This window comes from Variovorax sp. OV700 (assembly GCF_900099805.1).
In the GTDB taxonomy this organism is placed as follows: Bacteria; Pseudomonadota; Gammaproteobacteria; order Burkholderiales; family Burkholderiaceae_C; genus Variovorax.
In genome coordinates this window covers 1-26,517 of record NZ_FNDR01000021.1, presented here as the reverse complement: position 1 = coordinate 26,517, position 26,517 = coordinate 1, and the positions used below count along the sequence as shown (strand labels likewise).

Annotated in this window: 28 protein-coding genes; 22 read left to right on the top strand and 6 right to left on the bottom strand. The window is 63.6% G+C overall.

Features of this window, described 5'->3' with window-relative positions; translation table 11 throughout:
* Positions 1-34: 34 nt before the first annotated feature.
* Genes BLR24_RS29470 through BLR24_RS29460 form a run of 3 tightly spaced genes read right to left on the bottom strand, consistent with a single transcriptional unit; the run spans position 35 to position 2,139 of the window.
* Positions 35-643 carry a helix-turn-helix domain-containing protein gene (locus tag BLR24_RS29470; protein WP_217636352.1) on the bottom strand — a complete coding sequence of 203 codons (609 nt, stop codon included), beginning with the start codon at positions 641-643 and terminating at the stop codon, positions 35-37.
* 19 nt (positions 644-662) lie between these two features.
* A complete protein-coding gene (locus tag BLR24_RS29465) occupies positions 663-1,613 on the bottom strand; it encodes a PDR/VanB family oxidoreductase (protein WP_093024096.1) in 951 nt (316 codons plus the stop codon).
* 1 nt (position 1,614) lies between these two features.
* Entirely contained in the window at positions 1,615-2,139 is a 525-nt protein-coding gene (locus tag BLR24_RS29460; protein ID WP_093024138.1) for an MOSC domain-containing protein, read from the bottom strand.
* A 125-nt stretch (positions 2,140-2,264) separates the two neighbouring features.
* Here BLR24_RS29460 and BLR24_RS30830 point away from each other — a divergent pair, with 125 nt between their 5' ends.
* From BLR24_RS30830 to metC, 7 genes are all read left to right on the top strand, one after another.
* Positions 2,265-2,432, top strand: coding sequence for a hypothetical protein (locus BLR24_RS30830; RefSeq protein ID WP_175543380.1), 168 nt, complete (start codon positions 2,265-2,267; stop codon positions 2,430-2,432).
* 211 nt (positions 2,433-2,643) lie between these two features.
* Positions 2,644-3,501 (top strand): transporter substrate-binding domain-containing protein, encoded by an 858-nt coding sequence (locus BLR24_RS29450; RefSeq protein ID WP_093024092.1) that lies wholly within the window; start codon positions 2,644-2,646, stop codon positions 3,499-3,501.
* 6 nt (positions 3,502-3,507) lie between these two features.
* On the top strand, positions 3,508-4,251 hold the full coding sequence (locus tag BLR24_RS29445) for an amino acid ABC transporter permease (protein ID WP_093024090.1): 744 nt from the start codon (positions 3,508-3,510) through the stop codon (positions 4,249-4,251).
* Positions 4,241-5,062 (top strand): amino acid ABC transporter permease, encoded by an 822-nt coding sequence (locus BLR24_RS29440; protein ID WP_093024088.1) that lies wholly within the window; start codon positions 4,241-4,243, stop codon positions 5,060-5,062. The genes BLR24_RS29445 and BLR24_RS29440 overlap by 11 nt, the downstream gene beginning before the upstream one ends.
* A complete protein-coding gene (locus BLR24_RS29435) occupies positions 5,049-5,909 on the top strand; it encodes an amino acid ABC transporter ATP-binding protein (protein WP_093024136.1) in 861 nt (286 codons plus the stop codon). The genes BLR24_RS29440 and BLR24_RS29435 overlap by 14 nt, the downstream gene beginning before the upstream one ends.
* Before the next feature lie 21 nt (positions 5,910-5,930).
* The gene (locus BLR24_RS29430) at positions 5,931-6,569 is read left to right on the top strand and encodes a cysteine dioxygenase family protein (RefSeq protein ID WP_093024086.1); all 639 of its coding nucleotides are present in this window, start codon (positions 5,931-5,933) and stop codon (positions 6,567-6,569) included.
* Positions 6,566-7,768, top strand: coding sequence for a cystathionine beta-lyase (gene metC, locus BLR24_RS29425; RefSeq protein WP_093024084.1), 1,203 nt, complete (start codon positions 6,566-6,568; stop codon positions 7,766-7,768). The genes BLR24_RS29430 and metC overlap by 4 nt, the downstream gene beginning before the upstream one ends.
* Before the next feature lie 66 nt (positions 7,769-7,834).
* Here the strand turns inward: metC and BLR24_RS29420 are convergent, their stop codons facing one another.
* Positions 7,835-10,054, bottom strand: a complete 2,220-nt coding sequence (locus tag BLR24_RS29420; protein ID WP_093024082.1) for a rhodanese-like domain-containing protein — start codon at positions 10,052-10,054, stop codon at positions 7,835-7,837.
* 183 nt (positions 10,055-10,237) lie between these two features.
* Between BLR24_RS29420 and BLR24_RS29415 the strand changes: the two genes are divergently transcribed.
* Entirely contained in the window at positions 10,238-11,233 is a 996-nt protein-coding gene (locus tag BLR24_RS29415; protein WP_093024134.1) for a tripartite tricarboxylate transporter substrate binding protein, read from the top strand.
* A gap of 57 nt (positions 11,234-11,290) precedes the next feature.
* Here the strand turns inward: BLR24_RS29415 and BLR24_RS29410 are convergent, their stop codons facing one another.
* Entirely contained in the window at positions 11,291-12,196 is a 906-nt protein-coding gene (locus tag BLR24_RS29410) for a LysR family transcriptional regulator (RefSeq protein WP_093024080.1), read from the bottom strand.
* A gap of 84 nt (positions 12,197-12,280) precedes the next feature.
* Here BLR24_RS29410 and mdlC point away from each other — a divergent pair, with 84 nt between their 5' ends.
* The 6 genes from mdlC to BLR24_RS29385 are packed head-to-tail and all read left to right on the top strand — an operon-like array spanning position 12,281 to position 17,844.
* A complete protein-coding gene (gene mdlC, locus BLR24_RS29405; RefSeq protein WP_093024078.1) occupies positions 12,281-13,909 on the top strand; it encodes a benzoylformate decarboxylase in 1,629 nt (542 codons plus the stop codon).
* 39 nt (positions 13,910-13,948) lie between these two features.
* Positions 13,949-15,400: an aldehyde dehydrogenase gene (locus tag BLR24_RS29400; RefSeq protein ID WP_093024076.1), complete on the top strand. Its 1,452-nt coding sequence runs from the start codon at positions 13,949-13,951 to the stop codon at positions 15,398-15,400.
* Between the two features lie 20 nt (positions 15,401-15,420).
* Positions 15,421-16,386, top strand: a complete 966-nt coding sequence (locus tag BLR24_RS29395) for a Bug family tripartite tricarboxylate transporter substrate binding protein (protein WP_093024074.1) — start codon at positions 15,421-15,423, stop codon at positions 16,384-16,386.
* A 43-nt stretch (positions 16,387-16,429) separates the two neighbouring features.
* The gene (locus BLR24_RS29390) at positions 16,430-17,392 is read left to right on the top strand and encodes a Bug family tripartite tricarboxylate transporter substrate binding protein (protein ID WP_093024073.1); all 963 of its coding nucleotides are present in this window, start codon (positions 16,430-16,432) and stop codon (positions 17,390-17,392) included.
* A 12-nt stretch (positions 17,393-17,404) separates the two neighbouring features.
* On the top strand, positions 17,405-17,539 hold the full coding sequence (locus BLR24_RS31210) for a hypothetical protein (RefSeq protein WP_302848524.1): 135 nt from the start codon (positions 17,405-17,407) through the stop codon (positions 17,537-17,539).
* The gene (locus BLR24_RS29385) at positions 17,536-17,844 is read left to right on the top strand and encodes a Dabb family protein (protein ID WP_093024071.1); all 309 of its coding nucleotides are present in this window, start codon (positions 17,536-17,538) and stop codon (positions 17,842-17,844) included. The genes BLR24_RS31210 and BLR24_RS29385 overlap by 4 nt, the downstream gene beginning before the upstream one ends.
* 86 nt (positions 17,845-17,930) lie before the next feature.
* Here BLR24_RS29385 and BLR24_RS29380 read toward each other — a convergent pair whose 3' ends face one another.
* Positions 17,931-18,575, bottom strand: a complete 645-nt coding sequence (locus tag BLR24_RS29380; protein WP_093024069.1) for a TetR/AcrR family transcriptional regulator — start codon at positions 18,573-18,575, stop codon at positions 17,931-17,933.
* Positions 18,576-18,810: 235 nt separating this feature from the next.
* On the opposite strand from BLR24_RS29380, the gene BLR24_RS29375 reads away from it, so the two are divergent.
* The 8 genes from BLR24_RS29375 to BLR24_RS29340 all read left to right on the top strand — a co-directional run.
* Positions 18,811-20,082: a branched-chain amino acid ABC transporter substrate-binding protein gene (locus BLR24_RS29375; protein WP_093024067.1), complete on the top strand. Its 1,272-nt coding sequence runs from the start codon at positions 18,811-18,813 to the stop codon at positions 20,080-20,082.
* A 57-nt stretch (positions 20,083-20,139) separates the two neighbouring features.
* Positions 20,140-20,931 carry an SDR family oxidoreductase gene (locus tag BLR24_RS29370; protein WP_093024065.1) on the top strand — a complete coding sequence of 264 codons (792 nt, stop codon included), beginning with the start codon at positions 20,140-20,142 and terminating at the stop codon, positions 20,929-20,931.
* Positions 20,932-20,953: 22 nt separating this feature from the next.
* Positions 20,954-22,171, top strand: a complete 1,218-nt coding sequence (locus tag BLR24_RS29365) for an acyl-CoA dehydrogenase family protein (protein ID WP_254787650.1) — start codon at positions 20,954-20,956, stop codon at positions 22,169-22,171.
* Between the two features lie 14 nt (positions 22,172-22,185).
* Positions 22,186-23,118 carry an NAD(P)H-dependent flavin oxidoreductase gene (locus tag BLR24_RS29360; protein WP_217636351.1) on the top strand — a complete coding sequence of 311 codons (933 nt, stop codon included), beginning with the start codon at positions 22,186-22,188 and terminating at the stop codon, positions 23,116-23,118.
* Entirely contained in the window at positions 23,115-23,693 is a 579-nt protein-coding gene (locus tag BLR24_RS29355; RefSeq protein ID WP_217636350.1) for an NADPH-dependent FMN reductase, read from the top strand. Before BLR24_RS29360 ends, BLR24_RS29355 begins: the two co-directional genes overlap by 4 nt.
* A 25-nt stretch (positions 23,694-23,718) precedes the next feature.
* On the top strand, positions 23,719-24,765 hold the full coding sequence (locus BLR24_RS29350; protein WP_093024059.1) for an NADP-dependent oxidoreductase: 1,047 nt from the start codon (positions 23,719-23,721) through the stop codon (positions 24,763-24,765).
* A 12-nt stretch (positions 24,766-24,777) separates the two neighbouring features.
* Entirely contained in the window at positions 24,778-26,415 is a 1,638-nt protein-coding gene (locus tag BLR24_RS29345; RefSeq protein ID WP_093024057.1) for an AMP-binding protein, read from the top strand.
* Between the two features lie 2 nt (positions 26,416-26,417).
* On the top strand, positions 26,418-26,517 hold a 100-nt coding region (locus BLR24_RS29340), incomplete at its 3' end, for a hypothetical protein (RefSeq protein ID WP_139188816.1).

Below are 26,517 nucleotides of genomic sequence, written 5' to 3'. Positions count from 1 at the left end.
GGTTCAGGCTGCGGGGCGAGCCGCGCCTGAGGGCCTATGCGGTGGCGGCAATCACGACCAGGGCCGAGGCCGGTTCGTCGGTGAGCGCCGTGAGCTTGTGCGGAATGGTGGAGTCGAACTGCACACAGTCGCCTGGCTCCAGCCGCTCCTTGCGCGCCCCGATCTGCATCTCGATGTGGCCGGTGAGAACGAAGAGGACTTCTTCGCCCTCATGGTGGCTCATGATCCGGCCGCGCTTCTGGGTTTTTCCCGGCCGCACGATGAATGCCCGCATCACGCGATCGTCGCGAAGGCCCGCGACCAGCGAGAGATGCGTCGTGGGATCTCCCGCAATGGATCCGTTGCCCCGGACGATCGAAACGACGTCTTCCTCCGGCTGTTGTCCGAAGAGCCGGTCCACCGTCACGCCCAGGGCCTTGGCGATATTGAGCGCCGACTCGATCGACGGGGTGGATACGCCCCGCTCGATCTTCGACAAATAGCTGCGCGTCAGCCCTGAATCTCGAGCCAGATTCTCCAGCGTCAGTCCGCTTTGGACGCGCAGGTACTTGAGGTGTAGTGCCAAGGCTTTGAACGGGTCTACGGCAGGCCGATCGGCTGCTTGCAACCCTCTGGAAATTGCTGCGGGGTCCGATTCTGGCACGAGTGTCTCGCCCAGCAGCCTAGAGGTCGAGCACCAGCCGGGGCCCTGCGCACTCCGCAACGCACACGATCACTTCATGCGCGCGCTCCTGAGCGCTCAGTACCCGGTCATGATGGATGGGCGGCCCCTCGGTCCAGCGTGTGCGGCATGCGCCGCAGATGCCGCCTGCGCATGAGACGGAAATGTCCGCCTCCATCGCCTCCAACGTGGCAAGAAGGCCCACTTCGGGCTGCACCTCCATCTCGCGTCCGCTCTTGGCCAGCACCACGCTGTACGGCTGCGCGTTCAGGGTTGGCACAAGCTTGGGCGCGGTGAACCGCTCGACGTGCTTGCGGCTTTCGGGCCACTCGGCGACAGCGGATTCGAATGCATCGAGCATCCCCGTGGGCCCACAGCAGAATGCCTTCGCGTCCGGGCCGAAGCCCTCCACGATGGATCGGATGTCGGGCGGACTGACCTCGAGCGTGTTGTACAAGTGGACCCGTCCACCCTTTACCGCCGGCTCCAGCATGTCGATCAGGCTCGGCTCGCCCATGCTGGCCCAGTGCAGCTGATAGTTCGACTTGCCTTCACGCTCCAGTGCCAGGATGGCCGAGACGAACGGTGTGACGCCTATGCCGCCCGCAACAAAGATGTTCATTCCGGTGGACGAGAGCTCCAGCCCGCTGCGCGGTACCGAAACACCGATGACCTGCCCCGCACAAAGCTCGTCGTGTATGTGGCGAGACCCGCCGCGCCCCTCCTCTTCGCGTTTGACCGCAACAACGTATCTCCTGCAGTCGGCGGGATCGTTGCATAAGGAATAGGTACGTACGAGCCCATTGCCCAGATGAAGATCGATGTGCGCTCCGGGCCTGAACGCAGGCAAACGCCAGCCGTCCTGGTCGGTCAACACAAGCCGCTTGACTCCCGCCAGGGGCGCGTCGATTTCACGAACGACAGCTTGAAGATGCTTGATCGCCTTCGGCATATCACGCCCCGCGGACAGCGTCGCCCACGCGGATGACGCCGCCTTTCAGAATCCGGCAATTGAGCCCCGACCTGTTGATCAATGGATCGAACACCGCCTTGCCGAGGATCTCCTCGATGTGGCGGCACGGCGTGGACAGCCGGGTGGCTTCGAGAAGCGTTTCCCCGACCCAGAACTGGCGGCCGACGAGATGATTGAGCGGCACACCTTGCACGGTCACGTTTCTGCGATGCTCCTCGGGCAGCATCTGGATCTTTGCATCGCGCGCCAAGGCCTCAAGCGTCTCGATCTCGAAAAGCGTGATCTGCCGCCCCTCCTCCGGCTTGTGGGAGTAGAAGCCGGACTCCCGGCCGATCATGTACCTGTCCCCTTCGATGCCTTTGCCGGCCACGAGCGTCAACTGATCGAATGACTCCATGGGAAGGAAGGCTCGAGGCGTGATGTGCAGGTGCCGAACGATGCCCGTCCATGCGGGAAGGACATCCCGTTCCGCGAGATGCGATGGTTGGTCTGCGGGAGTAGTCATGTTCAACGCTCCTTGATAGCGGCGGTCCAGCCGTTCGAATGAAGGAACATCATTATAGGACACTTTGTGTCCTATCGAACACCTCAGCTCGATCTCCGGTCTCGGGAGGGCATGGACGTCGCAGCTTGGCCGGCCTCGACCATCCCGTGATCGACACGGATGTCCACGTCAACGACTATGCCGCCGTGCTTCGCAAACCTGGCCTCGAGCGCACGAAGCGTGGATTGCGCGTGAGCGCCGCTTGGGTTCCTGTGCATTGCTTCTTCATTCACCATCCGGCTTGGTGGCGATGACCATCACTGTAGGAGCGGGGTGATGAAGCTCCAACAACCGAAGAGTCGGTTCTAAACAACCAACTGGTCTGAGGATGCGATGCGGTTTCCCGGGTGAAAAAACGCATATCGATAGTCGAAGGCGTTCGTTGCGGCAGCAGCCGCGGCCCCGGAAGATCGCCGCCTGCCTTCTCTTCGACTCTCTAGCATTTCGCATTCGTTGACGCATTCGATGACTTCCCACCCGCGGCCCTCCTTCCCCTCTTCACTGGTTTCTTCCCGCACCGTCATCGCGCTTGCCGCGGTGCTCGGCCTGTGCGCCGGCGCGGCGCATGCCGACGCCACGCTCGACCGCATCAAGCAGCGTGGCAAGGTCGCCATCGGCGTGGTGGTGGGCGGCGGTCCCTTCGGCTCGATCGACCCCGCCACACAGCAGCTGGTCGGCTGGAACCCCGACTTGGCGCGCGACCTGGCCAAGCAGCTCGGTGTCGAGGCCGAGCTGGTGCAAGTACAGCCTTCGAACCGCGTGCAGTTCCTGCAGTCCGGCAAGGTCGACCTGCTGATCGCCTCGATGGAGTACAACGCCGACCGCGGCGAGATCCTCGGCCATGCGCCCACGCCTTTCTACCGCGTAGGCGGTACGGCCGCGGTGCAGAAGACCAGCGGCATCGCCAAGTGGGAAGACCTGCGCGGCAAGGTCGTGTGCGCTTCCCAGGGCAGCAGCTACGTGAAGCCGCTGCAGGAGCAATACGGTGCCCAGGTGCGCGGCTTCAAGAGCTCTGCGGAATCGCTGCTCGCGCTGCGCGGCGGTAACTGCGTGGCGGCCGTGCACGACGCCACGCTGATCCAGCCACTGTTGCGCAACAACGCCGAATGGGCCGCATACGCGGCGCCGATCCGCGATGAGATCCTGCCCGCGCCGTCGGTGGTGTGGACCCGCAAGGGCGAGGCCGACACCATTGCCGCCGTCGACAAGGTGGTCCAGCAATGGCACCGCAGCGGCTGGCTGATCGCCACCGAAAAGCGCAACGGCATCGAGCCGCCGCAGCCACTGCTGCCCGAACTGCAGGCCAGGTTCAAGGCGCCCTGAGCGTCGATGAGCGAAACGCTGCTCGCGCAGGCCGTGGCCGCCCTCAGGGCGGTGGGCCTGAACTACGCCTTCGTGCTCGACACCGGCGAGCGCGGCGCCTTCCTGCGCGGTCTCGGCGTTACGCTGCAGCTGTGCCTGCTGACCATTCCGGCGAGCCTCGCGGCAGGCGTGCTGATCGCGGCGGCGCTGACCTCGGGCCGTTCCTGGCTGGTGCAGCCGGCGCGCGCATTCGTCGAACTCACGCGCAACACGCCCACGCTGGTGCAGCTGTATTGCGCGTTTCTCGTGCTCAACATGCTGATCACGCAGCACGTGAAGCTACCCGGCGGCAATCCGCTCACGCCATTTGTGTGGGTGGTGATCGTGGTGTCGCTGCACAAGGGCGTGTTCCACGCCGAGGCGCTGCGCGCGGGCATCGAGGCCGTGCCGCGCGTCACGCTGGAGGCCGCGCGCTCGCTCGGCTTCTCGCAGCGCCAGCTACTGTCGCGCGTGGAGCTGCCGCTGGCACTGCGCTTCGCGCTGCCCTCGCTGGTCAACAACCTGGTCGACCTGGTCAAGATGACCGCGGTGGCCTCGGCCATCGCGGTGGGAGACGTGACCTATGAATCCATCATGATCTGGACGCAGCGCGACAACGTCCTCGAACTGCTGTTGCTGATCTTGATCTTCTTCGGCCTCCTGACCTGGCTCGTGAGCCTGGCGGGCCGCTGGCTCGAAGTACGCCTGAGGATGCCCGGCTATGGCCAGTGAGTTCGCACTTCCGAAGGGCAGCGCCCCCGCTCTCGACGCGCAGGCCGGCACGCCCGCATGGCGCCGTCCCTGGGTCTTGGCGGCGTGGGCCACGCTGGCGCTCATGGTGTTCTGGGCCGGCACAGGCACCACGCCCATGGCTTTCGTCCACCTCTGGAAATGGCTGCCCACGCTGCTGCGCGGCCTGCTGGCCAACATCGAGATCAGTGTGCTCGCAATGGCGCTGGGCACGTTGGCCGGACTGCTGGTCGGAGCGCTGGCGCTCTCGCCGCTTCGGGTGCTGCGCGTTGCCGCGCGATGGTACGTGCAGGTCTTTCGCAATGCGCCGGTGCTGGTGCTGGTCTATTTCACGACGTACGTGTTTCCGTTCGAGCTTCACCTGGTGTCGTGGACTTTTCCCTTTCCCGACTGGATCAAGGTCGTGCTGGGCCTGGCCCTGCCGGCCAGCGCGAACGTAGCGGAAATCTTCCGCGGCGCGATCCAGTCGATCCCGAGCGCGCAGTGGGAGGCCGCGCAGTCGCTGGCATTCAGGCGCCGCGAGATCTTCCGCCTGATCGTGCTGCCGCAGTGCCTGCGCCGCATGCTGCCGCCGTGGATGAACTTGTACGCCAGCATCACCATGAGCACGGCGCTGGCCTCGCTGGTGGGCGTGCACGACGTCGTCGACACGGCACAGATCGCGAGCAACACGGTCGCGCGCACCGACTTCACCATCCTTGTCTATTTCACGCTGCTGGGCCTGTTCTTCGCCTACTGCTATCCGATTGCGCGCGCCACCCGCGCGCTGGAGCGCCGCCATGACCGCCATTGATAAAACCCGCTCCACGTCTGTCGCAGAGGAAGCCCCGCTCGTGGCGCTCGGCGACGTGCACCTGCGGTTCGGCGCCAACGAGGTGCTCAAGGGCATCGACCTCGAGGTGCGGCGGGGCCAGGCCGTGTCCATCATCGGTCCTTCGGGATCGGGCAAATCGACCATCCTGCGCTGCATCACCGGCTTGCTGCGGCCGCAACGCGGGACGATCCGTGTGGGCGACACGCAGGTGGACACGCTGCGCTCCGAGGCCGAGCTCATCGCACTGCGCAAGCGGGTGGGCTTCGTGTTCCAGCAGTACAACCTGTTTCCGCACCTTACCGTGCTGGAAAACCTGGTGATCGCGCCCACGCGTGTGGCGGGCCGCGACCGCGCCGCAGCCCAGCAAGAGGCGCGCGCCCTGCTCGACAAGGTGCGCCTGTCTCACAAGGAGGCGGCCTATCCCGGCGAGCTCTCGGGTGGGCAGCAGCAGCGCGTCGCGATCGCGCGGGCGCTGGCCATGCGCCCCGAACTGATCCTGTTCGACGAGGTGACCTCCGCTCTCGATCCGGAGACCGTCGGCGAGGTGCTGACCGTGATCCGCGACCTGGTTCAGGAGGGCCTGACCTGCGTGCTGGTGACGCACGAGATGCGCTTTGCCGAGGAGATCAGCGACCAGGTGTATTTCACCGAGGCCGGCGTCATCGTCGAACACGGCCCCGCGCCGCGCATCTTCGGGCGGCCCGAAAGCGAACGCACCCGCGCCTTCCTTCGCCGCGCGCTCGGCGAAGGCGCGCGCACGGCGCCTGCACGACCCGCTCCCCTTGCCGAAGCGCTGCCTTTCGAGCGGCTGCGCTTTGCGCTCTGAACCCACCACTCCCGTGAAGCCATGAACACATCTCACAGCCTCTCTGGCACTGCATTGGCCGCCCAGCGCCGCGTCGCCGTCGACCAGGCCCTGACCGACATCCGCCGCATCGCGAACACGTACCCCCTCGATCGCGCCGTTCTTGTGCGCATCACGGCGCGCCTCGAAAAGCTCGCGGGACTGACCGAACTGTTCACCAGCGCCGATTTTCCGCCACCGGCTGTCACCGAAGGCGTGGGCGCCTCCACGCGCTACCGACTGAATCCCGAGGATGGCAACGAAGACCTGGCGCTCTATCTGAACTCCATCAACCCGGGAAAGACGTCGATTCCGCACAACCACACGACCTGGGCCGCCATCGTGGCGGTCCAGGGGCAGGAGGAGAACCGCATCTACCGCCGCACCGACGACCGCAGCGACCCGACCGTGGTGCGGCTGGAGCTTGAGCGGCAAATGACGGTGCAGCCGGGCACGCCGATCGCCTTCTTGCCCGACGACCTGCACAGCATCCACGTGATCGGCGACACGCCCACGCTGCATTTCCACCTGTATGGCCGTCCGCTCGAAACCCTCTCGCAGCGTATCGGCGTGAACCTGGAAACCGGTGCGGTCGTGAACTACAACGCCACGCAGCTCAAGCCGGGCAAGGCGGTGGCATGAGCGCGAAAGCTCCGGCAGCAAACCTGCGCTCCTCGACCCGATTGCTGCATGCGGGCGCCGCCGCGCTGCGCGACGGCGCGGGGCCGGTCAACGTGCCTGTGGTGCGCACAAGCACCGTGCGCTTCGAGAACACGGCCGCGCATGCCGACCACCACCACCGCCGCGCGGCGGGCGAACGCGTGGCCTCCTACGGCCGCCATGGCCTGGACACCCACCGCGCACTCGAAGACGCGGTAGTGGGTCTCGAAGGCGGGCACCACGCCTTCCTCACGCCTTCGGGGCTGTCGGCGATCACGCTGGTGCTGCTCGCGCTGCTCTCGCCCGGCGACCATGCGCTGGTGGCCGACGGCGTGTATGCGCCCCTGCGCCGGGTCGACAGCACGCTGCTCCAGCGGCTGGGCATCACGGTCGAGTATTTCTCGCCGACGCACGACGACCTGGCCAGCCTGCTGCGGCCGAATACGAGGCTTCTGTACCTCGAATCGCCGAGTTCGCTGCTCTACGAGGTGCTGGACCTGCCCGCGCTGAGCGCCATTGCGCGCGACCGCGGCGTGACCGTGGCAACCGACAACACCTGGAGCGGCGGCTGGTTCCATCGGCCGCTTGCGCTGGGCGCCAACATCTCGATCCAGGCGGCCACCAAGTACATCTCGGGCCATTCCGACCTGATGCAGGGCATCGTGGTGGTCGATAGCCCGGCGCTGGCCGCAAAGCTCTCGACCGCCTATGAGGCGCTGGGCTTGACCATCGGCGCCGACGATGCCTACCTCGCGCTGCGCGGCCTGCGCACGCTGCCGGTTCGGCTGGCGCAGCACCAGCGCAATGCCACCGCGGTGGCTGAGTTCCTGCATCAGCAGCCGCAGGTGTCGCGCGTCTTCTACCCGGCGCTGCCCACCGATCCCGGCCACACGCTGTGGAAGCGCGATTTCAGCGGGGCGAGCGGGCTGGTTTCCTTCGAATTCCGCCATGCCACGCCGGCCGCTGCCGACGCTTTCGTCGATGCGCTCGCGCTCTTCGGCATCGGCGCCTCGTGGGGCGGCTACGAAAGCCTTGCACTGGCCGCTCAGCCCGAGCGGTTGCGCGAGCACCGGCAGTGGACCGGCGACGCGTCGGTCGTGCGGCTGCACATCGGGCTGGAGGATCCGCAGGATCTGATCGCCGACCTGGCGCAAGCGCTGTCGGCTACCGAGGCCCGTTGAAGTTCAGCGGGGGCCCATTCCGGGGCACATCACCCGTCTGACCCGGCGCCTTCTGCCCGAAGGGGCTCAGGATGCAGCCGGCGCAACGAGGCGGATGCCCACATCACCCTCTCGTTCGAGCTGTGCCACGAGGCCCACCTCCCAGTCCAGGTACTGCTTGAAGCCGGCGTCGCGCTTGGCAAGATCGGCGTGTGCATAGGGGCTGTACCAATGATCGTCGTCGCCCGTCAGCACGCCTTCCGGCCCGCTGGCCGTGGGCAAGCGCGCGGCGGCCCAGGCCTGGGTGCCGCCTGCGAGTGCATGAACCTCGCGGCCGATGCGCGCGCCGAGTTCCGCCGCCACCACGCGCGCGAGCACGCCGTCCGACGAGGTGAGCACGATGCGCTGCGACACGGGCAGGTCGGCGATGAATTCCTGCAGCCGGTCGGGGACGGAGAAGCGCGCCCCCGCGATATGCCGGCGCTCGTAGGCCGACCGGCGCTCCACGTCGAACACCACCGCGGTGCCGGCCTCCAGAGCGGCGGCGGCTTCGCGCGGCGCGATCTCCGGTGCGCCCGCGCGCAGCTGCAGCACGCGCACGGGTTCGGGGCCCAGCACCAGCACCGGCAAGGCCGGTGGCGAAAGCACGAACACCTCGTGGCCGCCCAGTTGCCCAAGCCACGCGCCGGTGGTCAAAGCGCGCACGCCGTCCCAGTCGGCCAGCACGATGCGGGCGCGGCGGGTGCCCACGTATTCGTCGGTCGCCTGCACCAGCTGGCCCCCAGGTGCCCAGCGCCAGCCTTCGAGGTGCCCGGCCTCGTACTCCTGGCGCGTGCGCACGTCGAAGCGGTAGAGCGAGCGCTCGTCGGACTCGGCTTCGAAGCGCGCCAACGTGGCCGCGTCGATACGGCGCACGCCTGCGCGCGCCGCCACGCTCTCGGCACGGCCACGGGCCGCCTGCCGCGCGTGTTCGCCCGGTTCGGGCAACGGCGCAGCACGGCCGTGGCTGAGCTTGCGACCCGCCAGCAGCCAAGCCATGGTGCCGTCCTTCAGCGAAACCACGGGATTGGGAACTCCCGCGTCGATGAGCGTCTGCGCGCCCACGATGCTGCGCGTGCGGCCGGCGCAATTGACCACCACCAGCGTCTCGGGCCGGGGCGCGAGCTCCTGGATACGGTAGACCAGTTCGGCGCCCGGCAGGCTGTGAGCAAACGGCAGGCTGAAGTCGGCAAATTCCTCCGGCGTGCGGCTGTCGACCACGACGATGTCGTCGCCGCGCTCCACGCGCTCGTGCAGTTCGTCGACGGAGATCCAGGGCGTGTGCTTCTGGTGCTCGATGATCTCGCCGAAGGCCTTGCTCGGCACGTTGCTGCCGCTGAACAGTTCATAGCCCGCGGCGGCCCACCCCTGCGTCCCGCCGGCCAGCACCGACACGTTGCGCCAGCCCAGACACACTAGCTTGGCCGCCGCCTGGTGCGCGAGCGCTTCGTCGGCATCGGTCAGCACGATGCGGGTGCTGCGGCGCGGCACGAGCCGGTCGATCAGCACCTCCAGCCGCCACAGCGGCGCCGAGGCCGCGAGCAGGATGTGGCTGCGCACGAAGACGCCGGCCTCGCGCACGTCGAGCAGCGCGATCTCCTCGCCGTCGGACAGGGCTGCCTTCAATGCCTGCGGCGTGATCGCCGGGTGGCGAATGTTCTTCGGCGCCGCGAAATAGCGGTAGCTGCCGCCCTCCGCGCCTTCGAACACCACGCGCTTGTCGAGCAGCTCGAGCGCACGGCCGTAGAAGTGCAGGTGGCGCCCGTCCTGGCCGCCGACCAGCTCGATGGTGTGCACGTCGTCGGGCAGCAGCACGACGGCGCTTCCGGCGGCCACGTCGACGGTGCGCTGGTGCACCAGCGCATCGCGTGCCCGGTCGCTCGTCTTCTCGCGGCGGTAGAGCTCGTTGCGTTCGTTGCCCTCCACGCCTGCGATCACCGCCCACGTCGTGTGGTCGTGCGGCGGCTGGGCCTTGCCTGCCACGCCGGCCGACAGGTACAGCGCGAACCCGCCGTCGACGTCCTCGGCCAGCCGGTAGACCTGCGCGGGGTGCTCGGCATCGACCGGGAAGTGGGCGGCCGGAAACAGCGCGCGGCGCTGACCCAGCCGAACCAGCGCATCGGCCACGGGCTGCAACGTGTCGTGGGAGACGGCTGCGCCGGGAAGCAGCAGGCTTCGGACCTGCGCGAGGAAGGCTTCGACGGCGCGCGCGCGGTCGCTGGCGACATCGTTTCCCGCGGTTTCGATGGACAGTTCGCTAAGGCTCATGGGGGCTTTCAGGCAAGAGAAGAAAAGCAAGGCTGCGGACAGCCTACGCAGCAGGCTGCGCGCTCCCAACGAAGTTTTTCGATTACGCATATCCGGTTTGCTTCGTTGGCCTGGAGCGGATGCGCCTCTAGATTGCGCAGCCTGATGCACACATTCCTCATGCCCTCTGCACGTCGCCGCGCCTTGCTGCTAAGCGCCCTGGCCCTTGCAAGCCTTCACCCCTTCGCCGCTGCCGCTGCCGCTGCCGCTGCCGCTGCCGCTGCCGCTGCCGACGATGCGGCCGGATTCCCGTCGAAACCGGTGCACATCGTGGTGCCCGTGGCCGCGGGTGGCAGCGCCGACAAGCTCACGCGACTCATCGCCGAACGCCTGACCGAACGCTGGGGCCAGCCGGTGGTGGTCGAGAACCTGGCCGGCGCCAGCGGCACCATCGGCGCCGCGCGCGTGGCCAAGGCGCCGGCCGACGGCCACACGCTGCTGCAGCAGGGCGAGGGCCTGACGCTCAACGCCATTCTTTTCGAGCGCCTTCCCTACGACGCGCAGAAGGCCTTCAGGCCGGTGATCAAGGCGGTGGTGAATCCGCAGATCCTCGTGGTCAACCCGAGGACCGGCATCAACGACTTCCGCGGCTACCTGGCTCGCGCAAAGGCGCAGCCGCAGTCGATCAGTCTCGGCCTGCCCGGCAACGGCGGCATCGCCCACGTGGCGCACGAAATGATCGCGCAGGACACCGGCGCACAGGTGAACTACATCCCCTACTCCGGCGGCGGCCCCGCCACCCTCGACGTGCTCGCCGGCCATGTGGATGCCACGCTGATCACGCTGGCCGCGGTCACCGACCACGTGCGCGCCGGCAAACTGCGTGCGCTGGCCGTAACCACCGCGTACCGCTCGAGCGCCCTGCCCGATGTGCCGACCATGGCCGAGTCCGGCCTGCCCGGCTTTGCCGTGGAGAGCTGGCAGGGATACTTCGCGCCGGCCGGCACGCCGGCCGCGGTGGTGGCGAAGATCAACCGCGACATCCAGGCCGTGATCTCCGCGCCGGGGACGCGGGCGAAGCTCGAGGACATAGGCTTCAAGATCGCAGGCGGCACGCCCTCCGACATGGCGCGCACGCTCGCCGCCGAACGCGTGCGCTATGCCAGGACCATCCAGACGGCGGGCATCACGCTCCGCTGATGGGAAGCGTGTGAAGCTCTATGGCGCAGAGCGCTCACTGTTGATCGCGAGTGCGGCCTAGTCCTTGAAAAGGCCAATGAAGAGATTCCGCATCCAGTGGTGCGCCGGATCCGACTCGAAGCGGCGGCTCCAATGGAGCGACACGGTGAAGGCGCTGCGGGGAAGCTCCGCCGGAAGCACCGCGTAGCGCTTCGGTTCGATGAACCTGCGTGCGATCGCCTGCGGCATGACAGCCGCGAAATCCGTGCGCGCGATGATGGCCGGGAGCGCAAGGAAGTGCGCCGAGTTCAGCACCAGCCGTCCATCGAGGCCGAGCTGCTGCAGGATGCGCAAGGTCTCCGAGTGCGAGCGCACGGCCACGTACTCCAGGCGCCGCAGGTCCTGGATCGTCATGCGGACATCCGAGGCCTTCGAGGCCTTGGCCATCGGATGCCCCGCCCGCACCACCACCGCGTAGCGGTCGCGCAGGAGCTCAACGCGTTCCGTTCCGCTGACCGAGGGCAGAAACCCGAGTGCGAAATGGATAGCCCCGGTTTCAAGGGCATCGGTGATCTCCCCGTGCGGCAGCGGCGTCGTATGCACCCGTATGCCGGGTGCCTGGCGGTGCAAGGCTTCCATCAGTTCCGGCAGCAGCCGCGCCTCGCCGATGTCGTTCAGATGCAGCCGAACGGTCATCTGCGAGCGCGAGGGGTCGAAGGCATCTTCGTCCCGCAGCACATCCTCGATGGCGGCGACGGCCGGCTGAACGACGCTTGCCAGCCGCTCCGCGCGCAGCGTCGGGCGCATGCGCCCGTTGGCGCGCACGAACAGCGCATCGCCCAGCGCGAGCCGCAATCGCGTCAGGCCCTGGCTGGCCGCCGGCTGGGACAGCCCCAGCGCATCGGCGGCGCGGCTGACGCTGCCCAGGCGGTACACCGCCTCGAACAGGCGGAGCAGGTTCATGTCCAGCTTTTCAGTATGCATACAGCTTATTTTGCTCTAGACATTTCATTGTATTGATGAATACCAAGCGAACCGCAAAACTGCGGCCCTCATCTAGGAGCATTCATGGAGCGACACGTCGAACTTCCCGCGCAAGCGCCCCTCTCGGCCGGCAGCACCCTGACCGTGCGAGACGCGGTTTTCAAGCTGCTGCGCGCTTTCGGCATGACCAGCGTGTTCGGCAACCCGGGCTCGACGGAACTGCCGATGTTCATCGACTTCCCCGAAGACTTCCGCTACGTGCTCGGACTGCAGGAGTCCGTGGTCGTGGGCATGGCGGACGGCTACGCGCAGGCCACGCACAACGCGGCATTCATCAACCTGCACTCCGCCGCCGGCGTCGGCCATGCAATGGGCAACATCTTCACGGCCTTTCGCAACCGCACGCCGCTGGTGATCACGGCCGGCCAGCAGGCGCGGTCGATCCTGCCCTTCGAGCCCTTCCTCGGCTCCACGCAGGCGCCCGAGCTGCCGAGGCCCTACGTGAAGTGGAGCGTCGAGCCGGCGCGGGCCGAAGACGTTCCGTTGGCGATTGCGCGCGCCTACTACATCGCGATGACGCCGCCGCGCGGCCCCGTGCTGGTCTCGATTCCGTCGGACGACTGGGACGTCCAGACCTTGCCGGTCGATGCGCGAGAGGTCAGCCGCCACGTGCGCGCAGATCCCGATCTTCTTGCGCGCATTGCCGCGGCCCTCGATGGTGCCCGCTCCCCGGCCTTCGTGGTCGGTGCCGCGGTCGATCGCGACGAGGCCTGGAAAGAGGCGGTTCAATTGGCCGAGCGGCACAACGCGCGCGTGTACGTCGCGCCCATGTCGGGCCGATGCAGCTTCCCGGAAGATCATCCGCTGTGGGGAGGATTCTTGCCGCCAATGCGCGAGCGCATCGTCGAGCGGCTCGCCGGCCACGACCTGGTATTTGCGCTCGGTGCGCCGGCGTTCACCTACCATGTTCCGGGCGACGGGCCGCACCTGCCCGAAGGGACCGAGCTGGTGCAGCTGACGGACGATCCGCAGGTCGCGGCCTGGGCGCCGACAGGAACCTCCGTGGTCGGCAGCATCCGCCTGGGATTGCTCGATCTGCTTGAGTGCAGCGCGCCGCAGGATCGTCCGGCACCACCTGCCCATGTGCGGCCACCGCGCGTCGCAGAGCCCGAGCCCGGCGAGCGCCTGCCGGTCGCGTGGGTCCTGCAGACGCTGGCCGACGTGCGCGCGCGCGATAGCATCCTGGTCGAGGAAGCACCGAGCGCACGGCCCGTGATGCACAGCCACTTGCCGGTCTTCGAGTCGGAAACCTTCTACACCATGTGCAGCGGCGGCCTGGGCTTCGGCCTGCCGGCCGCAGTGGGCGTGGCACTTGGCAAGCCCGGCGCAAGGGTCATTGCATTGGTGGGCGATGGCTCGGCGATGTATGCCATCCAGGCGCTGTGGAGCGCAGCCCAGCTGGCGCTGCCGGTCACGGTGTTGATCCTGAAGAACCGCCGCTATGCCGCGCTGTACGAGTTCGCCCGCATCTTCGGCTACCGGCCCGACGCGCATGTTCCGGGCACCGACCTGCCCGATCTCGATTTTGTCGCGCTGGCTGGCGCGCAAGGCATGAAGGGGCTGCGCGTCGACACCGCGGAGCAACTGCGTCCCGCATTGCACCAGGCCCTGCAATCGACCGCACCGATGCTGGTCGAGATCGAAGTGGCCTGACGGTTTTTCGCTTTTTCGAATCTACAAGGAGACAAGACAATGGGCACGATATCGATGTTGATCAATGGCGAAGACCGCCAGGCCGCAGACGGGGCCACCTTCGAGCGCCGCAATCCGCTCGATGGCACGGTGGCGACCATTGCGCCGGCCGCCACGAAGGCCGACGCGGTGGCTGCGGTCGAAGCCGCCGCTGCCGCGTTTCCGGCCTGGTCCCGCACCGGCCCGGGCGAACGCAGGGCGCTGCTGCTGAAGGCGGCACAGGCCATCGAGGCCAAGGCACAGGCCCTGACGGATGCCATGGCATCCGAGACAGGTGCTGGCACCCCGTGGGCCGGGTTCAACGTGCACCTGGCGGCCGGCATGCTGCAGGAGGCGGCCGGCATGACGACCCAGATCAGCGGCGAGGTCATCCCCTCCGATGTGCCCGGCAGCCTGGCCTTGGGCCTGCGTCGACCGGCCGGCGTAGTGCTCGGCATTGCGCCTTGGAACGCGCCGGTGATCCTCGGCGTGCGCGCGATCGCCACGCCGCTGGCCTGCGGCAATACGGTCGTCTTCAAGGGCTCGGAACTCAGCCCTGCGACCCACGGACTGATCGTTGAAGCGTTCAAGGATGCCGGCTTCCCACCGGGCGTCGTCAACTTCGTGACCAATGCGCCGGCCGATGCAGCCGAGGTGGTCGAAGCGATCATTGCCCATCCGGCGTTGCGTCGTGTGAACTTCACCGGCTCCACCCGCGTCGGCAGGCTGATCGCGCAGACCTGCGCGAAGTACCTGAAGCCGGCGGTGCTCGAGCTTGGCGGCAAGGCCCCGCTCGTCGTGCTGGACGATGCCGATCTCGATGCCGCGGTCAACGGCGCGGCCTTCGGCGCCTTCGCCAACAGCGGCCAGATCTGCATGAGCACCGAGCGCATCATCGTGGACCGCAAGATCGCGGACGCCTTCGTCGCGAAGCTCGCCGCCAAGGCCGTGCAGCTGCCGCTGGGCGATCCGCGCAAAGGGCCGGTGGTGCTGGGTTCGGTGGTCGATGCGAGCACCGTCGAGCGCTGCAACGCGCTGATCGACGACGCGCTCGCCAAGGGCGCGAAGCTCGTGTGCGGCGGCAAGGCCGACAGCACGCTGATGCCCGCCACGCTGCTCGACCATGTCACGCCGCAGATGCGCATCTACCATGAAGAGAGCTTCGGTCCTGTGAAACCGGTGGTGCGTGTCGACGGCGTCGACGAAGCGGTGCGCGTGGCCAACGACAACCCCTACGGGCTGTCCTCCGCCGTGTTCGGGCGCGACATCGCGCGTGCCTGGGATGTGGCCAACCGCATCGACTCCGGCATCTGCCACGTGAACGGGCCGACCGTGCACGATGAGGCGCAAATGCCCTTCGGCGGCGTGAAGGACTCGGGCTACGGCCGCTTCGGCGGCAAGGCCGGCATCGACGCCTTCACCGAACTGCGCTGGCTCACGGTGCAGACCACCGACCGCCACTATCCGTTCTGATGAAGCGCAGGAGACACCCCATGAAATCCCTGCTCGCAACCGCGGCGCTGGCACTCGGCCTCGGGCCGTGCGGCATCGCCCAGGCCCAGGACTGGCCGAAGCAGCCCATCAAGATCGTCGCCAACTTCGCGCCCGGCGGCGCGGCCGACCAATTGGCCCGCGTGATCAGCGCACCGCTGCACGAAGCCCTGGGCCAGCCGGTGCTCGTGGAGAACAGGGGTGGTGCCGGCGGCAATCTCGGCGGCGATTTCGTCGCCAAGTCGCCGTCCGATGGCTATACCTTCCTCATGAGTTCCGGCGGCATGGTGTCGATCAACCCGCACATCTACGCGAAGATGCCCTTCGATCCAGCGAAGGATCTCGTCCCCGTCGCATCCGTCGCACGCGTGCCGTTCTACCTGGTGGTCCGTGCCGACAGCCCGGTCAAAGACTTCAAGGGCTTGGTCGCCGACCTCAAGGCGAACCCCGGCAAGCGCTCGTTCGGATCGCCCGGCAACGGGAGCTCGCCTCACCTCGCCGCCGAGATGATGACGGGCCAGACAGGGACCACAGCCATCCACGTGCCCTACCGCGGCGCGGCGCCCGCGCTGACGGATCTGCTGGGCGGTCAGATCGACTTCCTCTTCGACCCGGGAATCAGCATCCAGCACGTCAAGACCGGCAAGCTGCGCATGCTGGCGGTGGCAAGCCTCAAGCGGGCGCCCCAGATGCCCGAGGTGCCGACGCTCGACGAACTCGGGCTCAAGGGCTTCGACGCCGATGCGGTGTTCGGCCTCTACGCGCCTGCCGGCACGCGGCCGGCGGTGATCCAGCGGATCAATGCCGAAGTCAACCGCGCGCTGGCACTGCCGGCCGTCAGGACAACCATCGAAACCCTCGGCAACGTGCCGGAGCCGCTCACGCCTGCAGCCTTCGGCGACAAGGGCGCGGCCGACTTCAAGCGGCTGGGCGCCGTGATCCGGGAGCGCGGCATTCGCGCCGACTGATGCCTTCAACAATTTCCGTCGCTTCGACGAGAGGAGACCCGGCATGAAAGCCACGACCCTGCTTCTTCGGCTTTCCGCCCTTGCCATGGCCATGGCGATCGCTCCCTCTGCATTCGCGCAGACCTGGCCTGCCAAGCCGGTGCGCCTGGTGGCGGCATTTCCGCCAGGCACGCCAGGCGACGTGATCGCCAGGTTGATACAGCCGGCGCTTCAGGCCGCCTGGAACCAACCAGTGGTCATCGAGAACAAGACGGGCGCGGGAGGCAACCTGGCCGCCGGAGAAGTCGCCCAAGCCAAGGACGAACACACCCTGCTCGTGGGGCCCGACACGATCCTCACCATCAATCCTCACCTGTACAGGAAGCTGAGCTTCAATCTGCGGTCTTCGCTCAAGCCCGTGACCTACTTCGCCAGTTTCAACCAGACGCTGGTGTGCAACCCCGCCGCAGAAATCACGTCGCTCGCGAAGTTCGTCCAGTTGCCCCCGACGCGGCTCTACGCCTCCGGCGGTGCAGGAACACCGAGCCACATGGCAATGGAGATGCTGCTGGCGACGAGCGGAACCAAACTCACCCATGTTCCCTACAAAGGTCCGGGTCCGGCCGCGCAGGACGTGATGGGAGGCCACGTGGACTGCGGCTTCATCGTCTCCTCCATCGTCCTGCCGCATGTCCAAAGCGGGCGGCTGCGCGCGATCGCCGTCTCCGGAAAAGAACGATCGGGCCTGCTGCCTGAGGTTCCGACCGTCGCCGAGAGCGGACATCCGGGATTCGACGCCACCTTCTTCGAAACCCTGATGGCGCCATCGAGCCTGCCGGTCGCCACGGTCGAGAAAATTCAGCGCGACGTGCGCGCCGCGCTCCAGGCTCCAGCCGTCAAGGCGCGGCTGGCGGAGATGGACCTGCGTGTCGAGGGCTACAGCACGCAAGAGGCGCAACGGCGAAGCCAGGAGGACTTTGCCAAGTGGGGTGCGGTCGCGCAGCGGACCCAACTGCAGCTGGACTGAAGGAGAGCCATCATGCGCGACCTAGACCATCGCACCATCATCGATGCCGTGCTTGCGCGGCAGGCGCAGGCGGCTGAGCCGCGGCGCAAGCGCATCATGGACGCAAGACAACGACAAACCCGCGCACTGAACCGAGGCACGCAATGATTCGGCACATCGTCATGTGGGACGTGAGTGGCCCCACGGCCGAGGAAAAGCAGGGAAACATCGAGCGTCTGCGAAGTTGCTTCGAAGGCCTGCGTGGCCGTATTCCCGGGCTGCTTCACCTGGAAGTCGGCAACGATGCAAGCGGAGTGGAATATGCCTGCGACGTCGTCTTGTACAGCGAGTTTGAATCCTGGGAAGCACTTGCCGCATATGCCGTGCATCCGGAACATTTGCGAGTGCGCGACGAGTTGGTTGGCGTCCGTATCGCCAGGCATCAGGTGGACTACGAAGTCCAGTTCGATTGAGCCAGCACCGAGCACGACGCTTTGCCCGCCGCGGCAATCGGATGCAGCGCTATTGGACGATCTCGCAAGAACTTGTCGACCCGCAATCAGGAAATGTCGCCGGAGCGATCACCCGATTTTTCATTGGCGATGGCGCGAACCAGCCGAAGCAAGGAGGGCTGCAGAATACGCGCCTCGAAGTCGCGCCGGGGTATGGCGAGTTGGGCCATGATGAGACCGGAAACACAGTTCAACACAAACGCATAATCCAAATCTGGATCCCTGGATCCAAGTTTCAGAAAGCTATCCCGCATCAGACGGGCATGTGTCTTTCCCCATTTCACAAGCACGCTACCTAACTCTTGGTCGCGCGACCCCGCAAGCGAAAGTTCGGTTATCGCCATGCCCATTGCATGGTCGTTGACCATATATTTAATGTTGTGGTCCGCAAGGACGGTGGCAAACCGATCGGGATCATCCGCGCACTTCCCAAGCTTAGGAGTGACAAGAGTAATGTTGTTTGCAATTCGTCGGCAAACGTCTTCGGCGACTGCGCACATCAGGGCGCTTCGGGAGCCGAAGTAATAATTGACCGATCCATGACTTGCATTGGCTTCGACTGAAACCGCTCGCAAAGTTACAGCGTGATGCCCGTCGCGAACCAATACGCGAAGCGCCGCTGCGATCAAGTCTTTGTGACGCTGAGACCCACGCGCGCTCAGTGGCAAATCTGGTTCAACAAAGGCACTCACGGAAGGCTCTTAAGGGTCGTTTGGATCATCAGCTTAGCAGAAGAAAACGTTCGACCATCGGGACCGACACCTCGAGGATTGCAACAGGGGCGCCGCGTCGTCAGTCGTTTGGAGTCTTCCCTTAGATCACCTTCAGACGCCATCGCGACAGCTCTCGGGTAAGTACTAGGTCCGCCCCATCCTGCGGCAGTTAGATTACCCAGACCGAAACTTATCCACTTGGAGTACTTTCCTGATGGCACCTTCAACCTTCACGCGGAGGCACTTTGCCCGCATCGCGACATGGGCAGTGGCTGGGTTAGCTCTTTCAAGACAAGCACTGGCGCAAAACCAGAAGCCTGCACTGAAGGGCCAGGTCGTGAAAATCGCGGTGATCGAACCCTTGTCCGGGCTGATGGGCTCCGTAGGCACGAGCCTGCTGAAGTCCTATCAATACTTAGCGGAACAATTCAGCGCCTCCAACCCTGCGGGCGTGAGATTCGAAATCGTTGGCTTCGATAACAAATTGAGTCCATCTGAAACTCTCGGAGCACTCAAGAGTGCAATGGATCAGGATATTCGGTTCATTGCGCAAGGCACCGGTTCAGCGCCGGCACTGGCGCTAATCAACGCGATCGAAAAGCACAATCAACGCAATCCAGGAAAGGAAGTTCTTTATCTGAATCACGCCGCGACCGATCCGGAGTTGACTGGCAGCAACTGCAGCTATTGGCACTTTCGCTTCGAAGCCGACACCGCAATGAAAATGGAGGCGTTGACAAGCTTCATTAAAGACAGGCCAATGGTAAAAAAGGTCTATCTAATCAACCAGAATTATTCCTCGGGCATCCAAATTGCAGAGGCTGCGAAGGTTGGGTTGCGAGATAAGCGACCGGATATCACAATTGTTGGCGACGATCGCCATCCGCTCGCGCAAATACGCGATTTTGCGCCTTACATGGCAAAAGTGCGCGCATCCGGGGCGGATACGATCATCACGGGGAGTTGGGGTACAGACCTTTCACTGCTTATCAAGGCCGCAGAAGAAAGCGGCTGGAAAGGCTCTTTCTACACCTACTACGCCGTGGTTGCCGGGACTCCAACCGCACTTCGCCAAGTTGATGACAATCGCGTGTTTCAAGTCGCTTACAGCCACTACAACATGGGCGGTCAAATGAACGTCTGGATGAAAGAATTCCAGAAGCGATTCAACGAGGATTTCTACACGCATGGTGTTGCTCTGGTCTTCGAATTGTTAAGCAAATCAATCCACCAAGCGCAATCCGCGGAGGTGATTCGCGTAGCAGAGCAAATGGAAGGAGCCAAATTTAAAGGCTTTAATGGTTTGGTCGAAATGAGAAAATCGGACCATCAACTTCAGCAGCCTTTATTTGTAACTGTTTGGACGAGCGTCAGCGCTCAAGTTCCCTACAGCGCCGAAGGCACGGGTAAGACGTTCGCCCCTGTTCGGGAGTTCACCGCTGAAGAAGTTTCAAGACCTTCTACCTGTCGAATGTCTCGACCCTGAGCGACAACCAAAAAAATTTACCCTCAATTACTCCACTTGGAGAACTAAGGCCAAGTTATGAATCACTATTCCAACACTCTTTTTGACCTCGAAGGATCCACTGCTCTTATTACCGGCGGATCACGGGGCATCGGCCTCCAAATTGCGGAAGCGCTCGGTAGTGCTGGTGCGCGGCTCATGCTGACCGCAAGAAAGGAGGCCGAGCTCGAAGCCGCAGCCGCCCATCTGAAAAATCTCGGGATCGACGCTTCCTGGATTGCGGCTGACTCCAGCGACCCGTCCGAAGTTCAACGCGTTTGCAGCAAAACCTTCGACACGCTCGGTCATTTGGACATCCTGATCAACAACGCGGGGACTTCCTGGGGTGCATCGGCTGAGACCCACACGCTTCAAGCGTGGGACCGCGTCATGAACCTGAATATCAGAAGTCTTTTTCTCTTTAGCCAACAGGCTGCCGTGGGAAGCATGATCCCGCGCAAGCGGGGTCGCATCATCAACATCGCCTCAATTGCCGGGCTCGGCGGAAATCCGGCGCCGATGGAATGCGTCGCTTACAACACCAGCAAAGGAGCCGTCATCACGTTCACCCGTGCACTTGCCGCCGAATGGGGCAAGCATGGAATCAACGTCAATGCGATCTCTCCCGGGCTGTTCCCAAGCAAGATGGCAGATGGGGTGATTGCGGCGTTCGGTGAGGAAAGAATCATCAGCACCACGCCTCTTGGCCGACTGGGCGATCCAGACGACCTCAAAGGCGCTGCTCTTTTGCTGGCTTCTGCAGCCGGAAAACACATGACCGGTCATGCCATTGTCGTCGATGGCGGCACCAGTGCGGTGATCGGCGCGTGAATGCAGAAATCTCTATTCGCCAATGAACGAAAGATTACCCATGACGTTTGATTACGAACCATCAGAGTTGACGCAGCGTGATGAACTGCTCTACGCATGCCAAGAATTGACCCCCATCTTGCAAGCGGCAAACGACACCGTAGAAAAAGAACGACATCTGCCGAACGAACTTGCCGAAAGACTGGCGCAGGCCGGCCTCTATCGAATGTTCGTTCCACGCGCACTCGGCGGTCTGGAGGCGGATGTGCATACATTCGTGGCCGTCGTAGAAAAGCTGGCGCAAGCCAATGCTGCTGCGGCATGGTGCACGTTTATCTCGAACACATCGACCATCATCGGGGGTTATCTTCCCAGTCCCGAAGCAAAATTACTCTTCGAGAATCCGAACATCAAAATGGCCGGCGTATTCGCGCCGCGCGGGACTGCGGTCCGCACGGTGGTCGACGGGGTATCCGGCTTCTTGGTGAATGGCAGTTGGATGTGGGGATCAGCCTCGTACAACGCCGATTTCATCACCGGCGGGTGCGTGATTTTGGACAAGGATGGAAAGCCAGAAAAATTGGCAGACGGAACACTTGAAAATCGTTCCATGGTTTTTCGGGCGGAGCAAGTATCGATAGCCGACACGTGGCACACGCTCGGTTTGCGCGGAACAGGGAGCAATGAGTACAGCGTCAAAGATGCATTCGTCCCTGCCAGCCTGTCGGCATCCATCCTTACAGACGTGCCGATCGCAGGCGCATTGTTCAAGTTTCCGGTGTTTTGCATTCTGGGCGTCGGCATTGCGGCGGTGGCGCTCGGCATTGCACGTCTTGCCATCGACAGCTTGATAGAGCTCGCAACAAAAAAGACGCCCCAAGGCAGCGCCCGTCTTCTGGCAGAGCGCGCCTCAACTCAGCAGCATGTCGCAAGGGCGGAAGCCCAGCTTCGCTCCGCTCGGGCTTTCTTGATTGACGCAGTTGACCGTGCATGGTCGGCGTCCACCGACTCGGGGGAGATTTCTGTGGCGCTACGCCGAGACCTTCGACTGGCGACGACCCACGCAAGCGAAGAGGCGGTCCAAGTCGTCACCCGGGTGTATTCCTGCGCAGGGGGCAGCGCGATCTTTGACGACTCTCCACTACAGCGCTGCCTGCGCGATGTCTTGACTGCGTCCCAGCACATGATGGTCAGCGAGTCCACGTATGAGCTCACGGGCCGGCTGTATCTCGGCCTTCCAACGAATTCCGCAATGCTTTGAGGACGCAAATGACAATGCCTGAAGACTGGCTCAGCCGGTTGAAATTGCCGCTCCTGATCGCACCGATGTTTCTGGTGTCTACCGTCGAGCTGGTAGTGGCTGCGTGCCGCAAAGGTGCCATTGGGACCGTTCCGGCGGCGAATGCCAGGACTGTTGAAATGTTGGATGAATGGTTTCATCGGATTTCAACTCAGCTGGGACCGGCTGATGCGCCGTGGGGCGTGAACCTGCTGGTGCATAAAAGCTATCAGCGGCTCAACCAAGACCTTGAGGTAGTGGCGCGCTATCGGCCACCACTGATCATTACGGCCCTCGGAAGTCCGAAAGAGGTCATCGAATGCGTGCATTCGTATGGCGGACGGGTGTTTGCCGATGTGAACTCTGTTCAACATGCCCGAAAAGCCGTATCGCTCGGGGTCGACGGGCTAGTCCTGGTGGCTGCTGGCGCGGGGGGACACACCGGGATGATGAGCGCCTTTGCAATGGTGCCCGCCATTCGGGAGTTTTTCGGCGGGACGATCGTCTTGGGCGGGGGAATCATCAATGGGTCGGGTATTCGGGCTGCGGAAACGCTCGGTGCGGACCTGGCGTCCATGGGTACGGCATTCATCGCTTGCCCCGAATCAATGGCCAGCGACTCGTATCGTCGAATGTTGCTGGATTCGGATATTGACGACCTGATCCTGACCAAAGCTGTTTCTGGCGTGCCGGCGTATTGGTTGCGCAAGAGTCTGGCCGCGGTCGGCATCAATGCGGACGAACTCGCGTCTGCTGAGCCGGTGCACAACGCGGACATCGAGCGTTGGACGAAGGTGTGGTCAGCCGGCCATGGAGTGGGATCGCTCAATGCGATTGAGCCGACAGCCGCTTTGGTGGACAGGCTAATCCGCGAGTACTGGTCCGCCGTTGAAAGCGGGCCTCAACTGCAGTATTTCGAGGCCGCATGATGACCAATTCCTCGCCACGCATCCTTGGCATTGGGGGCGGGACAAGACCCGGTTCAAGTGCCGAGCGCTATCTACAGCTTGCACTGAGCGCCGCTGAGAAGGCCGGGGCAACGACAACCTTCCTCGGTGCCCATTCGCTTCGTTTACCGCTTTATGAACCCAGCGCGGCCGCAGACGGTGCAGCCCAGCAGCTCGTTGAAGAATTGCGCAGAGCCGACGGAATCATCATCGCGTCGCCTGGCTATCACGGCACCGTGTCCGGGTTCATGAAGAACGCGCTTGATTATGCCGAGGAGACCAGAAGCGATAAGCGCCCCTACTTCAGCGAACGAGCGGTCGGGTGCATGGCCGTAGCGGGGGGATGGCAGGCGGCCGTCGGAACGATGGCTTCCTTGAGGGAGATAGTGCATGCCCTGAGAGGGTGGCCGACCCCGATGGGCGTCGCCATCAACATCTCCGAAGCTCCGCTCGATTCTGTAGGCGCGTGCCAATCGACTTCCGTTGTGCAGCAGATTCAGCTCATGGCCAGCCAAGTCGTTGAATTCGCAAATCTTTCGACCCATCGGCAACTTTAAACACTTCCAACTCTGGAGATATCCCATGACCGACCTTTCGCAACTTTCCAACAAGCAGTTCGTTCTCAGGCAGCGTCCCAGTGGGCTGCCCAAAGAAAGCGACTGGCAGCAGGTAAAAACGGCAATCAAGGCGCCAGAGAAGGGAAAGGTGCTTGTAGCGGTCACCTTTATTTCTGTGGACCCCGCCATGCGGTCGTGGATGAATGAAGGCAAGTCCTACATGGAGGCCATCGCTATCGGTGATGTCATGCGGGCCGCAGGAGCAGGTCTGGTCCTGCAGTCCGAGGACGCGAGATTCAGTGTCGGTGACGCTGTGCTAGGCGCTTTTGGTGTTCAAGAGTTCGCAACCATGAATGCCGACGATCTCACGAAGATCGATATTTCAAATGTGCCAGCAACGGCTTACATGGGCGCCCTTGGCACGCCTGGTTTTACGGCGTACTTCGGTCTTCTCGAAATAGGAAAACTCAAATTCGGCGACACGGTCCTGGTATCTGGCGCCGCAGGGGCTGTAGGTTCGGTGGTCGGCCAAATCGCCAAGATCAAGGGATGTCGCGTCGTCGGTATTGCGGGCGGGGCAGAGAAATGTGCTCACCTCGTAAACAACCTTGGGTTTGATGCTGCCGTCGACTACAAGCAGTCTGACGCACGCGCGCAGCTGTCAAAAGCATGCCCGGAGGGTGTCGACGTCTACTTCGACAACGTCGGGGGCGAAGTACTTGATCTGGCTCTCGGTCGCATTCGCCGCGGTGCGCGTATTGTGGTTTGCGGGGCCGTCTCACAGTACAACAACGTAGCCCGTGGCAGTGGGCCAAAAAACTACATGTCTTTGCTCATGAACAGAGCCACGATGGAAGGATTCGTCATTTTCGACTATGAAAAGCGTTATCCCGAGGCACTGCATGCATTGCGAGGTTGGCTGGCCGCCGGCTGGATCAAGTCTTACGAAGATGTGCTCGAGGGTATCGATACCTTCCCCACTGCCCTCCAGCGCATGTTTGAGGGTGGAAACACCGGAAAAATGCTCATCAAGCTCCCGGCAACCGCTGGCGTTCCTGCAACTGCGAAGTAGCGGGAGCAACTCATGAACGACCGCCCATGGCTGGCATGCTATCCACCTCAAGTTCCTCACACCATCGAGCCCTTGAAGGAGTACCAGACCCTTGCCGACTTCTTCAGTGGTTTGTTTTATCAGTTTGGCGATCGCATTGCCATTCGCCACGAAAGCAGTGAGCTCAGCTATTCAAATCTGGATTCACTGAGCCTCGGAATCGCAGCGTATCTGCAGACGCTGGGACTCGAGGCGGGGGCAAAAGTAGCCGTCGCTCTTCCCAATTCACCTCAGTACGTGATAGCGGCAATCGGGGTGATTCGAGCGGGGATGGTATTGGTCAACGTCAATCCCGCCTACACCGCTCGGGAGTTCCTGCTGCAAGTCTCGGACGCTGAGGCTGAGGCGGCCATATTGCTCGAGAGTCAGTTCGATGCAGTGAAGGACGGCCTCCCCCAGACGCAGATTGATCATTTGATTCTGTGCAATCTGCGCGTTGCCTTGGAACCCACACGAGAAAGCCTTCGCGCAGACCGTGCCGGCGCCAAATCAGTCGTCGATATGCCTCAAGCGCTCTCGCTTGGGATGTCCGCGACCTACTCAATGCCAAAGCTGGACAAGAATGACACCGTGGTTCTGCAATACACCGGCGGGACCACGGGAGTTTCCAAGGGAGCAATGCTCTCACATGAAGGTCTACTGGCCAACACAGCTCAGAACTCCGCCTGGTTTCAGCCCGCATTGGCGGACATACCAGTCCCTGTGTTCGCATGCGCATTGCCGCTATATCACATCGTTTCCTTCATAACACTTCTGGCGAGCATCAAACTGGGCGGAACCATGCTCCTGATCACCGATCCTCGTGATTCGGCAAAGATGCTGGCGAAACTGCGTGAAGCCCCCTTTCACATGCTGCCCGGCATCAACACGCTGTTCAGCAATTTGATGAATGACCCTGAGTTCGACACAGTCGATTGGCAACATCTCAAAGTTACAACGGCTGGCGGAATGGCCACGCAGCGTCCCATCGCCGCCCGGTGGCTCGAAAGAACGGGTTGTGCCATTAGCGAGGGATACGGACTTTCCGAGACATCCGGAACCGTAAGCTGCAACCCGCCTCACGGCGACATTCGCCAAGGAACCGTCGGGCCGCCGGCACCGTCAACTGAAGTACTGATCCTTGACGAAAAATTCGAGACCCTGCCGCTGGGAGAGATTGGACAAATTGCAGTCCGAGGCCCACAGCTGTTCAAAGGCTATTGGCAGCGCGACGCAGAAACTGCCAGATTCATGACAAAAGACGGCTTTTTCCTGACAGGCGATCTCGGCTGCATTGATGAACACGGCTATCTGTGCATTTCTGGTCGAGAGAAGGAAATGATGCTCGTGAGCGGTTTCAACGTCTATCCCAGCGAGATCGAAGCCGTGGCCATTGAAATGGACCAGGTGCTCGAGTGCGCGGCTGTCGGCGTTCCTGATGAGCTCACGGGAGAAGCCGTGAAGCTGGTTGTGGTGCCTCGCAGTGATGCCCTCACTGAAGAGGCGATAAGGCAACACATGAAGGCCAACCTCACCGCGTACAAGCGGCCGAAGATCATCGAATTTCGGACAAAGCTCCCCCGGTCGGCCGTCGGGAAATTGCTGCGCGCTTCGCTGGGTGCCGCGCTGTGACATTGAAGATAGGCGTGCCTGCCGAGACGACGGCCGGCGAAACCCGTGTGGCCGTTACGCCCGAGACGGTGAAAAAACTTGTCGCCACGGGGCACGCGGTTC

Excerpts from the sequence above, each read along its gene's own strand:
- BLR24_RS29350 (WP_093024059.1), top strand. The coding sequence starts at position 23,719 with ATGACCGACCTTTCGCAACTTTCCAACAAGCAGTTCGTTCTCAGGCAG.
- BLR24_RS29430 (WP_093024086.1), top strand. The coding sequence starts at position 5,931 with ATGAACACATCTCACAGCCTCTCTGGCACTGCATTGGCCGCCCAGCGC.
- metC (WP_093024084.1), top strand. The coding sequence starts at position 6,566 with ATGAGCGCGAAAGCTCCGGCAGCAAACCTGCGCTCCTCGACCCGATTG.
- BLR24_RS29465 (WP_093024096.1), bottom strand. The coding sequence starts at position 1,613 with ATGCCGAAGGCGATCAAGCATCTTCAAGCTGTCGTTCGTGAAATCGAC.
- BLR24_RS29345 (WP_093024057.1), top strand. The coding sequence starts at position 24,778 with ATGAACGACCGCCCATGGCTGGCATGCTATCCACCTCAAGTTCCTCAC.
- BLR24_RS29390 (WP_093024073.1), top strand. The coding sequence starts at position 16,430 with ATGAAAGCCACGACCCTGCTTCTTCGGCTTTCCGCCCTTGCCATGGCC.
- BLR24_RS29365 (WP_254787650.1), top strand. The coding sequence starts at position 20,954 with ATGAACGAAAGATTACCCATGACGTTTGATTACGAACCATCAGAGTTG.
- BLR24_RS29370 (WP_093024065.1), top strand. The coding sequence starts at position 20,140 with ATGAATCACTATTCCAACACTCTTTTTGACCTCGAAGGATCCACTGCT.
- mdlC (WP_093024078.1), top strand. The coding sequence starts at position 12,281 with ATGGAGCGACACGTCGAACTTCCCGCGCAAGCGCCCCTCTCGGCCGGC.
- BLR24_RS29385 (WP_093024071.1), top strand. The coding sequence starts at position 17,536 with ATGATTCGGCACATCGTCATGTGGGACGTGAGTGGCCCCACGGCCGAG.
- BLR24_RS29360 (WP_217636351.1), top strand. The coding sequence starts at position 22,186 with ATGCCTGAAGACTGGCTCAGCCGGTTGAAATTGCCGCTCCTGATCGCA.
- BLR24_RS29445 (WP_093024090.1), top strand. The coding sequence starts at position 3,508 with ATGAGCGAAACGCTGCTCGCGCAGGCCGTGGCCGCCCTCAGGGCGGTG.
- BLR24_RS29460 (WP_093024138.1), bottom strand. The coding sequence starts at position 2,139 with ATGACTACTCCCGCAGACCAACCATCGCATCTCGCGGAACGGGATGTC.
- BLR24_RS29400 (WP_093024076.1), top strand. The coding sequence starts at position 13,949 with ATGGGCACGATATCGATGTTGATCAATGGCGAAGACCGCCAGGCCGCA.
- BLR24_RS31210 (WP_302848524.1), top strand. The coding sequence starts at position 17,405 with ATGCGCGACCTAGACCATCGCACCATCATCGATGCCGTGCTTGCGCGG.
- BLR24_RS29410 (WP_093024080.1), bottom strand. The coding sequence starts at position 12,196 with ATGCATACTGAAAAGCTGGACATGAACCTGCTCCGCCTGTTCGAGGCG.
- BLR24_RS29420 (WP_093024082.1), bottom strand. The coding sequence starts at position 10,054 with ATGAGCCTTAGCGAACTGTCCATCGAAACCGCGGGAAACGATGTCGCC.
- BLR24_RS29355 (WP_217636350.1), top strand. The coding sequence starts at position 23,115 with ATGATGACCAATTCCTCGCCACGCATCCTTGGCATTGGGGGCGGGACA.
- BLR24_RS29435 (WP_093024136.1), top strand. The coding sequence starts at position 5,049 with ATGACCGCCATTGATAAAACCCGCTCCACGTCTGTCGCAGAGGAAGCC.
- BLR24_RS29450 (WP_093024092.1), top strand. The coding sequence starts at position 2,644 with ATGACTTCCCACCCGCGGCCCTCCTTCCCCTCTTCACTGGTTTCTTCC.
- BLR24_RS29375 (WP_093024067.1), top strand. The coding sequence starts at position 18,811 with ATGGCACCTTCAACCTTCACGCGGAGGCACTTTGCCCGCATCGCGACA.
- BLR24_RS29395 (WP_093024074.1), top strand. The coding sequence starts at position 15,421 with ATGAAATCCCTGCTCGCAACCGCGGCGCTGGCACTCGGCCTCGGGCCG.
- BLR24_RS29440 (WP_093024088.1), top strand. The coding sequence starts at position 4,241 with ATGGCCAGTGAGTTCGCACTTCCGAAGGGCAGCGCCCCCGCTCTCGAC.